Raw genomic sequence first — 15,620 nt, forward strand, 5'->3', positions numbered from 1 at the left:
GCATGGACGCGTCCGCGTCAGCGCAGTTCGAGCAGGTCGACTCCTCTGCGATTTACGAGACCAGGGTTGCCGGCTCGGTTGGCTGGGCCGGCTACCTTCTCGGCACGGGCTCGTCGCTGCCACCGTTCATCAACTACGATGACTCGCTGAAGAAGTACGGTGGCAGCTATATTTTCGCGACGCAGCGGCCCGCCGATCTTGATCGTGATCCCGGCGGGTTCGCCGAGCGTGTGCGGACCTATATCAGCAAGGCGACGCGCAACCGCGCCGTCGTCTGGCTGGCCTCGGCCAATCCGGTCAGGTTTGGCGACTTCGAGAGTTACGGCATCTCCTTCATCAACCTGCCGCCGGTCTACCAGGTCTCGGGCAACCTGAACCTCTGGTTCGCCCGCAACGCCAAATTCTACATTCTCGATCAGACCCGGATCGAGATCGATGGTGGGGCGCTGCGCCTGTCGGGCTCGGCGCTGAGCTCGCCTCCGTTCGTCGGCTTCTCGGGCAAGGGCGACAACCCGCTCGGCATTCGGCTTGCGCGGACCTCCAACAATCGCATCTACGCCTACGTGCCGTTCGGCGGTGCCAACACCGGTTGCGTCACCTTTGATGGGCTGCTCGATTCGAAGCAGGCGTTCGTCAGCCAGGGCTTGGAGCAGGGCGTCCGCTACGTCATCAACAACAACGCGACGACGTCGCCGCAAGCTGCGCAATATGCCGCCATTACGGTGGCGGCGTTGCCGTCGCAGCTTTCGATCGCAGGCGCCTTCGACCTCGGCGATCCGGCCAACCGCGCGATCGGCCGAGAGCAGCTCGAGCAGGGCTATCTGCGTTCGGGTTTCGCCATCAAGGGGGCGCCGGCGCTGACCAGCGAATTCCGTACGACCGGCGGGCGTGTCGTGCAACTGACGCCGCTCGGGGCTGGCAGCACGGATACGGCGCCGGCGCTCGGGGCAGGGGGCTTCGCCTTTGCGACCAGCGCCGCCAAGACGGTCGCGGTCGAGACAGGCACGACCTATCTGAGCCTGGCCGGCCACTACGCGCTCGGCGCCGATGGCAGCTCGGCGGGGCAGCTGGCGAAGCTGATGGGCGGACTGTTCGGATCGGAAGCGCTGAGCTTCAAGGCGTACGACGTCAGCCTGCCTGCAGCCCAGAACGATCGTCTCAACGCCATTCCCTCGAAGCCGGGCTACGCGCCGGTGTTTCCATTCGAGACGGCGGACCTCAACCGTCCCACGAGCGGTGCCGTCGCGGCGCGCCTGACGGACGAGCATCAGACCTCCTGGGTGACCATCGTCTCCGGAGGCGGCGCCGTCGACTATCTCGCAGAGCCCGAAGGCAGCGCGATCTACGCTGCGGCTGAGGCCGGCGCCGGCGCCGAGGACGTCGCGATCCTGCAATCGGCGCCGCCATTCATGCCGCTTGCCCAGGGCAGCGACAAGACGTTTCCGCTGGTGCCTTATGGAGCTGCTGCGAGCAGCGGCCTCGATGGCGCTACGCTCGTCCAGTTCGAAAGCCAGATCGTGGCCGCGACCCGTAAGTCGCTGATCTCGAGCTATGGCAGCAAGACGTGGTCGGCGCGCGTGCAGGCGGCGCGGGCTCACGCGCTGCGCGGCACGCTGCCGGACGGCCCGAGCACCGATGGGACGACGCCGCAGGGCTTCATCATCGCGGGCGATCCGACGACGGGTGCCTATCTGAAGGTCAGCATGGCGCAGTCGATCGACCGCGACGGCAACACCCTGCCATTCGCGCTATCTGCTCCGACCCAGGCGATGCAGGACGCCTTGCAGACCAACCAGCTCTTTCTCGTCGCCGTCAATCCGGAGCCGTTCGGCACCGGCGCGCAGTTCGCCAACACCGTCAACATCGCGGGCTGGACCATGACCGCGGCGGTCGGCGCCGGCGCGTCGGCGACCGCCTACCGCAACGTTGTCATCATGAAGTTCTGCTCCGGTTCGTTGCTGGAGCGGGTCACGAATGCCAATCGCTGGACGTCGGCGGAGCAGTTCTCGCTGTTGCCCGGCACGCCGCCGGTCACCGCCGCGCTGTCCTACACCGGCCTGTCGCAATGGCTGCAGGACTACATCGCGGAAGCCGTCGTGCGTTCGAAGGGAGCGTCCGGCCCATTCTACGAGAATTTCGCGCGCATCGCGCAGGATCCGAACTGGACCGGCGTCATCGTGCTCGCGGCCGATCTCGGCCAGCGCGACATGCCGCCGGAGATTGCGGGGCTTGCCGCCGGCATCGACTTCACCCGCTTCAACGCCCATCATTTCGGCTTCACCGTCAGCCGCGTCACGGTCGATGGCCGGAGCGGCCGGATCACGATGCCCCCGGGCAATTCGAGCCTGTTCGGCCTGATCGACTACGAAGATCCGCGCTATGCAATGAACATCTCCAACGGCGTTGCGCCTGACGTGCCGGTGGCGGTGCAGATGAGCGGTGAGTTCGACTTCACCGTGCTGCAGTTGCAGTCGTTGTTCGAGAACGCCAGGCTGACGCGGTTCGACAGCCACGTCCAGCTCTCGGTCGCGGCGCTGTTCGGCGCGCCGGTCTCGCGGCTGTACTCGCGCCGCACGCCGCAGCCCTTCACGGGAATCGTGCTCAAGGGCAGCTATGTCGACCAGGGCGGCCGCGGCGCCTATGTCTTCGAGCAGAACACGACCAACGTGCTGACCAGCCCGTCGAACGTGCTACCGGCCGTTGCCTTCGACCGCGTGCAGTTCAACACGATTGGCACCCAGGACCAGGGCGCCACGGTGGCCAGCAACTTCCTGGTCTGGGGACAGTTCGATTTCACGGCGCTTGAGAGCACCATCGGAGAGACGCTCGACCTGCTGTCGTTCGGCAGCCCGCCCGACACGCCGGAGGAAGCGCTCGGCGTCGGGCTTGCCTTCTCCGGCCTCGTGATCGGCATGACCTATCCGCAGGCGACGCCCGGAGCCAAGCGGTTCCAGGTCGCGACCGGCAACCTGGCCTGGAATCTCAACGGCTCGAGGATGCGCGACACCAGCCTGTTCCGCGGCTTCGCACTGCAGCTCAAGAGCTTCGTCAACGCGACCGGCGATCAGAAGCCGTCGGATCTCGGCTTCCTGCCGGTGACCTCGCAGCTCAACCTGACCGAGCTGGAGGGACCCTGGTTCGGCGTCGTCTACGACATCACGCTGGGCGGCCCGGGAGCGCTCGCCTCCGGCGTCGGCTTCCAGTCGCAACTGCTTGCGGCATGGTCGCCGGTCACCACCGGCTCGGACGCGCAGCATGCGGTCTTCATCGGCATGAGCCTGCCGGGCGCGGCGCCCGGCGCCAGCCTGTTCAGCATCCAGGGCGTCATCAAGGTTGCGGTCGGCGCGATCTCGATCCTGCGCCAGCCGGTGCCGACCGCATCGGGACGCAAGCTGCCGGAAGACGGGCCGAAGTGGTTCTACTGCCTGCGGATCGACGATATCGCGATCAAGATCTTCGGCATCGCCAAGCTGCCGCCGTCCGCCAATATCCAGTTCTTCCTGTTCGGCGATCCCGACAACACCGGCAGCCTCGGCTGGTATGCCGCCTATGTCGCCGACGACAATCCGGGCTGCGAGCAGTCGCTCGCATTTGCCGCCCGCAAGCCCGAGCTGCAGGAGCCGTCAACATGACGCGGATCCTGTTCTGGAACATCGAGAACTTCTCGATCAACAAGATCTTTTCGGCCTCGATCAAGCGGCAGCGCGGGCATGGCGGCCTCAACGACATGCAGAGCGCGATCCAGCGCCGCGCGGTGATCAATGCCGTGCTGACGGCCACCCAGCCGGACATCATCGTCATCATCGAGGTGAGCTCCGGCGACAATGCGCCCAACGCGCTGGCGAGCCAGACCGGCGGCATCAATGCGCTCGCCATGGTGCAGTTCGGGCTCAACAACCCCGCCACCATGGTGGCGGGCGGATGGAACGCCGTGCCGCCGCTCTACACCGGGGTGGGCGGGCGCGCCGAAACGGTCGGTATTCTCTATCGCCGCACCAACACTGCGGGCACCCTCAACCGCTACTTCACCGGGCCCAACATCTGGACCGGCGGGCATGGCGGCATGTCGGTGCCGCCGGGCGGCGGCGTCGCCACGCCGTACAACGGCATGCTGGTGCCTCTCGGTGCCGTCAACGTCAACGGAATGCTGGTCCCCCCGGGGCTTGGTGGCGTCCGGCAGATTCCTGCGGCCGCTCAGCACAATGGCGGGCTCAACGAGGACGTCGTGGCCGCGCGCATCGCCTTCACGACCACGCTCGGCGCGCCCGTTGCCTTCGCCGGGTTGCGCGAGCCGTTCATGGCGACGTTCACTGAGGTCGACAATCTCGGCAACGTCCAGCGCGACCTCACCATCTTCGGCATCCATTCGCCGCCGAACAACCCCGCGGCGGCGAACTACATCACCACGATGTCGACGATCAACGACGTCGTCGGCGCCCTGGGTGTGAACGAGACGCGGGTGATCGGCGGCGACTTCAACGTCAATCTGTTCGCCGTCAACGGAACGGCCTCGGGTCTCTACAATCCGCTCACCGGCGGACCCGGTGCCTACACGCTGCTCGTCAGTCCGACGGCGGTGGGCGTTCCCGTCAATCTGGACCAGTACAAGGGCTATTTCTCCACCCATATTCGCGGCAAGGACAAGACGGCGGCGTCCAAGTTTCTCTGGTCCAACGGCGGCGGGCCGGGACAGAGCTTTTATCCCGGCTACGGCTATGTCGGCTCGAACTTCGTCGCCGCGCCGTTCTACTCGATCGACAACGTCCTGGTCTGGCCGCACAACGGCATGCACAACTATCAGACCACGATCATGAACACGGTGACCGGCACGCCGATGAACGGGGTCATGGCGCCGCCGGACAATCCTCCCCTCGGCACCGTCGCGTTGGCCAACCAGTTCACCGCGGCGCCGATGGGGTGGCCGGGCGCGCCGACGGCGGCGAACTATCCCGGGATCGGCGGCGCCGGAAATCTGACCGGCTGGAGCAACTACGGGCGCGTCCGCAACACCAGCGATCATTTCGGCGTCTTCGCCGACATCTGAAGGGAGCGCCGGCTGATGAGCGCTATCGACAATCTCCGCGCCGCTGTCGAAGCCGCCGCCGGCGAGACCGCCTTCGCGCTCGATGCCGCCTTCCTGACGGCGGGCCTCGCCGATCCCGCCGTGAAGGTCCCCGCCGACTACGACACCTGGCTGAGCCAGGCCTTCTTCCTCAAGACCGCGGCCGATTTCAAGGTCACGGTGGAAAAATCCGACGTCGGCCCCGTGGAAGGGGCGGCGTTCACGGTGCAGTCGGCGACGATCCCGTTCATCGGCGCCACCGCTCCGCTGGCCGCGAAGGCCACGCTCGTGTTCACGGTGGACGGCGACCAACTGATCGTGCAGGCCGAGGCGACGCCGTCGAACTGGACCTGGACCAGCAGCTTCGCCTTCATGGGCGGCTTCCCGTTCAATCAGTTCGGCACGCTGAAGAACGTCAGCTTCGTGTTCTCGACGGCGACCGGCAGCTATCCGTACGGTGACTCCGCGGGGCGTGCCGTGAGCGGCGGCGCGGTGCAGAATTTCGACGCCAAGGTCGCGCTGCCGGACGTCGCCAAGCCGTTCCTGCTGCTGTTTCCGGGGCTCACCGCGCCGACCGGCGACCTGCTGCTGAGCGGCGCCCTCAACATGGGCATCTTCAACGGCGAGACCGTTCTGTTCCCGCCGGGGCAATTGCGGGCGGCGATCCAGGACGGCACATTCAAGCTAGCGTCGCAGTTCACGGTCAAGGATCCGAGCCTGGCCCTGACCATTCCTGTGCCCGATGGCGCTGACGAGGTCGATGGCGTCCTGGTGCTGGCCGATCTCGTCGATCCGGATGCGGGCGACCAGGCGCCGACGCTCGCGATCTCCTCGCAGTTCGACATCGGCGGTACCGGTTCCTATCAGCTCGACGTCGAGATCACGCCCGGCGCGGATGCCAACTATTCGGTGGCGCTCGCCGTGGTCACAGGCGGCGATCCGCTGACGCCGGCCACGGTGATCGAGGTGATGGGCGGCAATGGCGGCTATCTCGCCGCGACTCCCGACGTGCTGCAGCAGTTCCTCGCCTTCGTCGGTCTCAACGGCTTCTCGATCGCCGGCACGCTCGGCAGCTCACCGACGATCACGGCCGTCTCGATCGAGATCGGCAGCTCAAAGGACACGAGCTGGCAGATCCTGCCGGCGACCGGCGTTCTCGACTTCAAGATCACCAGCTTCTCGCTGCAATGGTCGATGGCGTATCCGTTCGACGCCACCAAGCGACAGCAGACCTATGATTTCACCACCGAGTTCGTGCTGGCACCGAGCGTCTTCAAGGGACCGGACGGCGAGGGCGACGGCGTATTCACCGTCCAGTTCACGTCAGCCAAGCAGTTCTACGCGTCCTTCGCGGGCACCGCCAAGCTGAGCGACTTCCTGACGGCGCTGTCCAGCGGCGCGGTTGTGCTCGACGTCGAGAATGTCGGGGATTTCGAGCTCGGCGACATCGCGGTCGCGGTCGACTACGGCGCGCAGAGCTTTCAGTTCGATGCCGGCTTCAGCCTGACCCTCAATCTGCTCAAGATCAACAACCAGCCGATCCTTGCCGTGCGAGAAGGGACCGTCTCGATCGCGGCGCAGACTCCGACGCAGACGCCGGACGGCGGCAATGCGACGACGCTGTTGCGGGCGGCGCCGCTACCGATGCTGCGGAGCTCGCGTGGGGGCGCGCTGCAGACGGCCTCGCAGACGCAGTGGAAGTCGAGCGTCGGCGGATTCCTCGATGTCGGGCCGTTGCACACCAAGGTCAGCGTGACCTATGACGGGTTCGAAACGCCGAAGCGGTGGGATCTCGCCGCCTCGCTGGAGGAGTCGCTCGAGGTCTCGGACCTCATCAACCAGTTCTTTTCGCCCGGCAGCGCCTACGGTTTCCCGAGCTTCCTGCCCGGCGACCTCATCATCTCCGAATTCGCGATCACCGCGACCATTCCGGCGGAGCAGGGCGAGCTGGAGACGAGCTACGACATCACCGTCGGCTTCGAGTGGACATTCGCATTCGGCGATCAGACCGTCGGCATCGATCCGGCACGGCTCGGCGTCAGTTATGACGGCAACAAGCCGGCCCAGCAGCAGTTCTCCGGCTTCGCGCAAGGCACCTGGGTCTACTCGGCGATCAATCTCAAGCTCACCATGGGCTATGAGTTCAAGACGACCGAGGCGGGCTCGAACAATATCCTGTTCGTCGAGTGGGAAGGTTTCCGAGCCGCCTGGGAGAGCGACAAGGAACTGGTCACGTTCAGCCTCAAGGGCTGGAGCATCGGCTCGCTAATCCAGGCGCTGGTGCGCACGCTCGGAAATCCGTACTTCACCCTCGACTCGCCGTGGGATCTCCTCAACCAGATCTCGCTCGATGCGCTACGCGTCAACGTCTCGCTCAAGAACGGCGAGAGCTTCTCGCAACGCCTGTCGGCCACTTACGAGCTGTCGAGCCCGATCAACCTCGGCTTCATCAGCATCACCGCGCTGACCTTCCGTCGCGACACCGACGGCAAGGTGACGCTTGCTATCGAGGGCTCGAGCCCGCTCGTCGCCGACGATCCGGCGTTCAAGAATCTGCTCGATCCGGCCAAGGGGCAGGACGTGAAGGACCTGCCCTCGGTGCCCGGCCGGGGCGAGGAATGGTTCAAGCTGTTCCTGCTGGTGCTCGGGCAGCGCATCGGCATCACCGGCCATTCCAGCTTCGAGAGCACCAAGGAGGTGATCTGCGCGCTGCAGTCCGTCCCCAGCACGACGGGCAAGATGAATCCGGTCGATCCCAATGCGGACGACGGCGGGACACCGGGGCTGCCCTATTACGACCAGTCCAACAACTGGCTCATTGCCGGGCATCTCGGCCTGATGAAGGTGGCGGGCGCCTGGTCGATCGATGCGATGCTGGTGTTCAACGACCCCAATCTCTATGGTCTGCGGCTGGCACTCGCCGGCGAGAAGATGGGCGGGCTCGCCAATCTCGTCGTCGACATCCTCTACAAGAAGATCACCGACGACATCGGCGTCTACCAGATCGATTTCACCTTCCCGGACATCATCCGCAATCTCAATTTCGGCGCGGTGTCGATCACGCTGCCGCAGCTCGGGATCAAGGTCTATACCAACGGCGATTTCTTCATCGACATCGGGTTCCCCTACAATCTCGATTTCCGGCGTTCCTTCTCGATCTCGGTGATCGTCTACGGCGTCCCGGTGCTGGGCGCCGGCGGCTTCTACATCGGAAAGCTCTCCAACGCGACCTCGACAAGGATCCCGAAGACCAATCTCGGCACCTTCGATCCGGTGATCGAGTTCGGCATCGGGCTGCAGCTCGGCCTGGGCTACAATTTCGAGAAGGGGCCACTGAAGGCGGGTTTCGCGCTCACGGTGTTCGGCATCGTTGAAGGCGTCGTGGCGCCGTGGCATCCCTATAACGCCACGCGCACGCTGGCGTCGCGCGCCAGCAGCGGTGCGCTGCAAAGCGATTATTACTTCAAGCTGTCGGGCACCGTCGGTATCATCGGCCTGCTGTATGGCAGCGTCGATTTCGCGATCATCTCAGCCTCGGTCAACGTCAAGATCGTGCTGTCGATCCAGCTCACCTATGAGAGCTATCGCGAGATCCCGGTGGTCGCCAGCGCGAGCGTGACGATCAGCCTCAAGGTCAAGATCAACCTCGGCCTGTTCTCGATCTCGATCAGCCTGTCGTTCTCGGCCCAGGTGTCTGCGACCTTCGTGATCGGACAGACCAGCACGGCCCCGTGGGAGGTTCAGGGGGCACGCGCCGACGCGCTGCTGATGCAGCGGGCGCATGCCCGCGGACCGGACGCGGCGATGCGGCTGGCGCGCAGCTTGAAGCCGCGACCGAAGCGGCTCGCGCCGGCCGCCGCTCGCCGGATGGGACTTGCCGCCGCAGATGGCAACAAGCCCAAGCTGTCGCTGATGGCCGGCGCGCAGTACACCGTGCTCGCTCCGGAGGGAGCCACCGACGCCACCTCGAACCAGGGGGCATTCGTGCTCCTGCTCGCGATGGACGCGCCGGATGCCGCGGCCAGCGCGCCGTCCGCCACCAAGACGTCCTTCGACGTGCTGGCCGAGGTCTACTTCCCCTGGATCATCGATGCACTGGGGAACGAGAGCGGGGATGCGGCCGAGCTCGCCGAGACGCTGGCCACGTCGGTGACGCTTACCCAGCTCGAGGCCTATGTCGCGCGCCTCGCCGACACGGCCGATCCGTTCCTGTCGATCAAGGGTCTGTTGCAGTTCCTGGCCGACGCCTTCACGCTCGACATCTTCAATCCGGCGACGGCGCAATCCTCGGGGCTGAAGACCAAGCTCGATGCCGGCTCGGTGCTGTTTCCGGTGTTCGACGGATTGAAGCTGCAGGTCCCCGGCGTGTCCGGCGGCCAGACGTCGTCGATCGCGTTCGAGACCTACACCACGGCAACGCCCGGCTATGCGACCGCGGTCAGCAAGCTGTTCGCGCAGGTAGCTGCGGACATCCAGGCCCAGAACAAGGAAGCGCGCCGGCTTGCCGCGGAGAGCGATGCGAACTCGGCAGAGTCGATGGCGGCCCTGGTGTTCGTCGACACGTTCACGCTGATCGCGCGCCAACTGCTCCAGGCCGCGGCCGACGCGCTGCAGAGCTATGCCTATCCGCTGACCGCGACGAGCAGCATCGGTGCCATCCTGGATGAGCTGAACGGAATCGTCGGCAACGCCTTGACCATTGCCGATATCGTCCAGCCCAACGTCGATCATGCCTTGGGAGCCGGGCTGTCGCTGCATATCGACGACCTCGAATACGTCGTTCAGACCGGCGACACCCTGCAAAGCATCGCTGGCCGCTATTCCGACGCGGCGCCGACGCCGCGCTGGACCACGACGCCGGACCGCCTGATCGTGGCCAACCGGTCACGCCACATGCTGCAGGGCGGCGTCATCCTGCTGCTCACCAACAGCCAGGGCAAGGAGCAGATCTATGTGACGCGGCAGGGCGACAGCTTCGACGAAATCGCGCTGCAACTCGGCGCGATCTCGATCGACGCGCTCGCCGCACAGAGCGTGCTCTATGGCGCCGCCGGCCTGCTGCAGCCGACCTTGCCGCTCGCGATCTGGCCGATCACCTACAGGACCGCCGGGGCATCCGGCCCGTCCTCCGATACGCTGGCGACGGTCGCGAGCCTCTTCCAGACCACCGCAGTTGCGGTCGCGGACGCCAATCGCGGTGTCGCCGGACTGTTCTCGGTGCAGGCGGAGCGCGGCCTGCTCACCGTCGCTAATCTTCAGGCTCTGTCGGTCGGCGCATTGTGGTCGGCGATCGCGGCCACGGGCCAGGTCGGCCAGACCGCCGGCATGGTCTCGCGCTTCCTGGTCTATGGGTTGCGGCTGCCGGTCCAGGACGGACTGACGCTGTCGCCTGCGTTCCTCTATCCAAGGACGCAGTCGGGCTACGGTGTCTATCAGCTCACCGGCCAGCAGTTCCCGACGCCCAGCTCTGCCAGCGGCTACAAGATCGACTTCGCGCGCGAGACGCAGAGCCACGGTGTCCTGCTCGACTTCATCATGCTGAATGCCGGCACCGGCCTCAGCATGGAGGTTGATCTGAGCCAGGCCTTTGCCGCGTTGAACGTCGTCGTCAGCTGGGCCAGGACGCCTGGCAATTTCGTTCCGAGCCCGACGTTTGCGGCGCTGCCGCTTGCCGAGCGCCAGCCGCGGCCGTTCACCGCCAGCGGCTATGCGCGTTGGTCGAGCGGATCCGTCGCGAGTCTGCTGGCGCTGACGAATCGCAGCGGCGTGGCCGCGGCCGCCGATGCCGGCGCGCAGACGCAGCCGACGCTGTGGAGCCTGCCGCCGGCGCAGACCAATCTGGTCGCCACGCGCGAGCAGTCGATCCGCGCCGTCATGCCGGATCTCCGTTCGACGTTCGCGCTGCTGCCGAAGTTCCAGCCGCAGATCGGCCGCAGCAATCCCGCGACCGCACGCACCGACTATGCTGACCTGGGGCGCTGGGCTTGGTGCACGCGGCTCGACATTGAGATCAAGCGTCTGCCGGATGCGGCGGCGCTGGCTGCTCAGGGCACGGGCGCAGGCGATCTGCCGAGCGGTCCGGCATCCGCGCCGTCGCTGCCGTTCGTCTATGAGCTGGTCGGACCCAGCTCGGAGGATGCGGTCCGGCTGCAGCGCATCCTGACCGCCATGGATGCGCTGGGCGAAGGCATCGCCTCGGCCGTCTTCCTGCTCTACAACCAGTCCGGACCCGGCGCGCCGATGCTGGTGACGCCGGCGGACGCCAACTTCCTCGCCTTCATCACCCAGACCAACCTGTCGACCGAGACCAATCCGGCGGCGGCGCTGCGGCTGATGCTGAGTGCCGAGGATGCTCCGCCGCGCGGCATTGCCAATTCTCCGGCGCAGTTCATCCGCTTGATGTGGGAGCTCAGCACGGTCCGCAGCGGCGGCTACTATCTCTACTACGAGAACGTCGAAAGCGAGGAGGGCCTGCCGGCGGCCGTGTTCGATTCCTCGGGCTCCGGCATCGTGACGATGGTCGTGACGTTCGCGGCGCAGGGCAGCGAGTCCTTCGGCACCACGCTTCCCGATTTCGTCAACGCCTTCGTGACGACCGACGCCGTCGATCCGCAGAGCGACCTGGTGCAGACGGTGTCGCTGGCCTCGACCGGCCCAACGGCGCCGGTCGCAGCAGGAGCATCGCTCGACGCGCTCGCGGCGATCTACGGCCCCGGGCCCGGACGGATCGCCGAGGTCAACGCGACCAGGCCGCTCGCCGCGGACGCGCTGGTGCCGATCGTGGGCGCGGTCCGCCAGCTCACCGACGCGGATCTGGTCCGCGGCACCGGCGGGGCGATCGATGCGCAGGCCACGCTCGACAAGCTCGCCAGGCTGTTCTCCGCCGGTGCAGTCCGTCCGATCACCGGCCAGGACATCGCCGCATTCAATCCGCAAGTCGCCGTTGCGCTCGCGGCGGTGTTCTACATCCCGCCGCTGACCTATCAGGTCAATTCCTCGGCCGCGCCCGGAATGAGCTTTGCCAGCATGGCCGCCTATTACGGCTTGGACGTCGACCTGATCGCCCGCGGCGCCAGCGCTGCGCCCGGACTGTTCCCGGTCAATGCCGTGCTCGATCTCGATCCTCAGCTGTTCTCGCTACGCGACCAGTTGCCACCGCAGAACATCGGGTTCGCCCTGACGCGCGACAATTTCGGCCTCCCGCCGGACGATCCCGCCGCGCCGGACTTCGCCAAGAAGACGATGTATCAGCTCTACACCTCGCTTGCTGCCGGGCTCGCCGGCAACGTCTTCTACAAGGTCAGTCCGCTCGGCATGCCGTTCGGTCCGCAGGATCACGACGACAACGAGGCCAGTGCGTTCGAGAGCCATGCCCGCTCGGCGACGACGCGCGGCAACCGGCTGGCGCAGGTCGCTCTTGCCGATTTCGACTATCGCCAGTCGATCGGCATCGGGGCGCAGTTCGCGCTGGTCAACGCCGCGCCCGATCCGTCCGATTCCAATCTGCCGCCAAAGGCGGCCAATCCCTATCTCGGTGTCGGCACCATGGCGCAGGTCGCGCTGCAATGGCGCGATATCTTCGGCAACACCACGGTGACGCCGTTCGAGGCGCCGCCGCAACGGTATCGCGGCGCGCTCAACGGGGCTGCGGTGCCGATGCTGTACCGCGACGAGCTGATCGGGCTCGGGTCCTGGATCAATACCAACGCCAGCTACACCTATGAATCCGCGAGCGGTGCGGCGTTCAAGCTTGCATTGTCGCTCAACGCCGCCGCCTATGCAGGGCCGGACGGTGCGGCGCGGGCCGCCGACGATCTCTCGCTCTACACCCGGATCTACTATCAGCTGCATCAGGACTATTCCGCCAATGTCTCCGTGAAGGTGCCGGGCGTTTCCGGCAACGCGGTGGCAATGCGGCTGTCGAATTCGCTGCTAGCCAAGCCCGACGTGGACCTCACCGATGCGCAGGCGGACATCATTCGCGGCTATGTGCGCGCCTGCTTGCTGTATCTGAAGCTCGTGACGCAGGGACAGGCGCCCGCAGCCCCCGCTGCGACGCTGTCGCTTCCTGTCGACGTCAATGCGATCGCTGCGGGCAACATCCTCGAGCTCGACGTGACGCTCGCGCTCAGCCGCAATCCGCTGCTGGTCGATCCGGCCGTGGCGGCGTTGCAGGGCGGCACCGGCGTGGTCGCAGCGATCCTGCCGCGGGCCGACGGCGACGGCAACGTGTCCTATACGGTGTTCAGCACAGCGGTCGAGGCGATTTTCGCCACGGCCGATTGGTATCTCAAGGTCGGGCAGGGCCTGTCCCGCGACGGCGAGGATGCGGCCGACGGCGCGCAACAGCTCTGGGCGGTGCGCTTCGGCAAGGCGGCCGGGAAAGGCATCCATTTCAAGCTGGGCACGTCGCCGAGCTATTTCGCGCCGAAACCGATCGCCAAGGCGTTGACGAGCGGCGATGTGACGATCACGCGCTACGACACCGGCGAGATCGACACGCTGCATCTTGACGGCGCCGACCTGAACCAGTGGTTCCAGAGTACGCTGGACGCGATCGATCTGTTCCTGTCGGCGGCCTATGCGCCGCACGCCTTCATCCTCGACCTGATCGACGATGTGACCGATCCGCTCGTGGATGGTTCATTGGGACGCGTGCTGTCGACCAAGGAATTGCTGGCGGATACGATCAGCCTGAAGACGCTGCCGGTGCTGTCGACCAGCGCGGGCGATCCCTCGACCGCCTTTGCCGCAGCTGAGAAGCTGCGCCAGCAGCTGCTCAACCAGCTCGGCGCAGCCTATCGGGCCGGTGCGGCCGTCGTGTTCGGGCTGACCGAGGTCACCGGTGGCGGCGACAACAATCCCGCCGGTCCGCCGAATCTCTACGGCCAGCCGGCAGGCAGCATCGACGGCGCCACGGACAACCAGAATTTCACGCTCACGCCGACGCGCATCCCGCTCGGCGAGGTCTACGATCCCGCCAGCAAGACCTGGTACGATCCGCGGCTCGCCTTCGTGTTCGCGACCAAGAACGTCATCGATCAAGCCTATGTGCCGCTGAAGCTTACGCTGTCGCTCACCCATCTCGAGTTCGAGCGGCGCACCGTCCCCGGCATCGACGGCTATGTCGGTTCGCGATGGCTCGCCTTTGTCAATGGACCGTTCGATTATCCGTTGGGAACCCAGGTCGCCAACATTCCGGTCGTCAATCGCGACCTGCCGACGCCGCCCACGGTCTCCGCCCAGCAGGCGCTGCAGCTCACCGGCGAGGGCGCGACCGATCCGTCGAAGCTGAGCGCCTGGTGCTATTCGTTCGACTATCTCTATCAGCAGGCGGCAGCAGACGCGGTGTCCTGCACGGTGGAGTTCAACCGTCCGACCATGCCAACGCTGCGCCGCTCGGCCAGGCTGAGCGGGGAGCCGGATCTGTTCACCGCGCTGGCGCAGTTCGTGACCAACTATCCGGCGATCCTGCGCGATCTCAACCAGTATCTGGTCGGCATCGATGGCGCCGAACCCGATCCGGCGACGCTGGCGGCTGCGCGCAAGGCGACCGCCGCCTTTGCACTGGAAACCAGGCAGGTCGCGGATGCCTACGCGCGGGAGAGCGTGGGAGCTGCAAGACTGGCGGCCGCACCGGCACATGTGATCGTGAAGTTTCTGTCGACGCTCGACGGCACTGCGGAAGGACACGCGCGCACCAATCTGGTCAACATCACCATCGATGGGATGGCGGCGAGCTGGAATGCGGTAGCCAATACGATCTCGAACGGCACCACCACGCTCCCGGCGCCGGTCATCGCAATCATCGCGCCCGAGCTCTATACGCCCCAGGCGGTGCCGCCGGCGGAGCTGCCCGCAGGCGTACAGATCGCCTACGTCTATACGCGTCAGGTCGACGGCAAGACGGTTTATCTCGGCGAAGCGGAGGCACGTGGTTTGCCGGCCCGGACGGTGTCGGTCGCGACGCTCGACGTCCTGCTGTATCAGAGCGGCTGGGCCTCGGTGTTCGTGCAGCGCAATCTCGCGCTGTTCCCGCTGGCCGATCTCAAGACCACCAGCACCAACCCGGCATTCCTGTTCCAGACGCCCGAGGTGCGGTTCGCCTCCACAGTGGTTCCCCAGCTGAATTATACGTCGTTCCCGCTCGACGCGATGCCGGGCGCATCCGGTGACCTCGACGCGCGCCTGACGAAGTTCTTCGCCGCGCTCTATGCCAACGGCAATGGCAGCACCAGCGACGAGGTCGCGATGCAGGGCATGTACAGCTATGAGATCGTGGCCGGCCAGCCGGCGATCCCGCGCGTCCGGGTGCCGATCAACCTGCTGACGCCGACCCCATCGGTGGTCGATCCCGGTGTGAAGCCGACCTTCGTGGCCCCGTTCGCGCAGATGATCGATACGTGGCGCGGGACGACCAGGCCAACGACCGCGGGCCATGCCCGTGTCGAGATCGAACTGAAGGTCTTCGGCGGAATCGGCGATGCGACGCAGCCGTTGATCCAGGTCGGCCGGCTCACGCACGACGTCGCGACCGCCTGAGCCCGTCTGTCCCGGC

At 66.1% G+C, this 15,620-nt stretch carries 3 protein-coding genes; all 3 read left to right on the top strand.

What is annotated here, in order from left to right:
• Nucleotides 1–2 precede the first annotated feature (2 nt).
• Genes ACQR1D_RS11930 through ACQR1D_RS11940 form a run of 3 tightly spaced genes read left to right on the top strand, consistent with a single transcriptional unit; the run spans nucleotide 3 to nucleotide 15,604 of the window.
• Complete coding sequence (locus tag ACQR1D_RS11930) at nucleotides 3–3,632, top strand: hypothetical protein (protein WP_434838331.1); 3,630 nt, start codon at nucleotides 3–5, stop codon at nucleotides 3,630–3,632.
• Nucleotides 3,629–5,044 (top strand): hypothetical protein, encoded by a 1,416-nt coding sequence (locus tag ACQR1D_RS11935; RefSeq protein ID WP_316237764.1) that lies wholly within the window; start codon nucleotides 3,629–3,631, stop codon nucleotides 5,042–5,044. Before ACQR1D_RS11930 ends, ACQR1D_RS11935 begins: the two co-directional genes overlap by 4 nt.
• A gap of 15 nt (nucleotides 5,045–5,059) precedes the next feature.
• A complete protein-coding gene (locus ACQR1D_RS11940) occupies nucleotides 5,060–15,604 on the top strand; it encodes a LysM peptidoglycan-binding domain-containing protein (protein WP_434838330.1) in 10,545 nt (3,514 codons plus the stop codon).
• Nucleotides 15,605–15,620: the final 16 nt, after the last annotated feature.

The organism is Bradyrhizobium sp. HKCCYLRH2047 (assembly GCF_051168175.1).
Taxonomy (GTDB): Bacteria; Pseudomonadota; Alphaproteobacteria; order Rhizobiales; family Xanthobacteraceae; genus Bradyrhizobium.

Coding starts and splice junctions, on each gene's coding strand:
- ACQR1D_RS11930 (WP_434838331.1), top strand. CDS start 3: ATGGACGCGTCCGCGTCAGCGCAGTTCGAGCAGGTCGACTCCTCTGCG.
- ACQR1D_RS11935 (WP_316237764.1), top strand. CDS start 3,629: ATGACGCGGATCCTGTTCTGGAACATCGAGAACTTCTCGATCAACAAG.
- ACQR1D_RS11940 (WP_434838330.1), top strand. CDS start 5,060: ATGAGCGCTATCGACAATCTCCGCGCCGCTGTCGAAGCCGCCGCCGGC.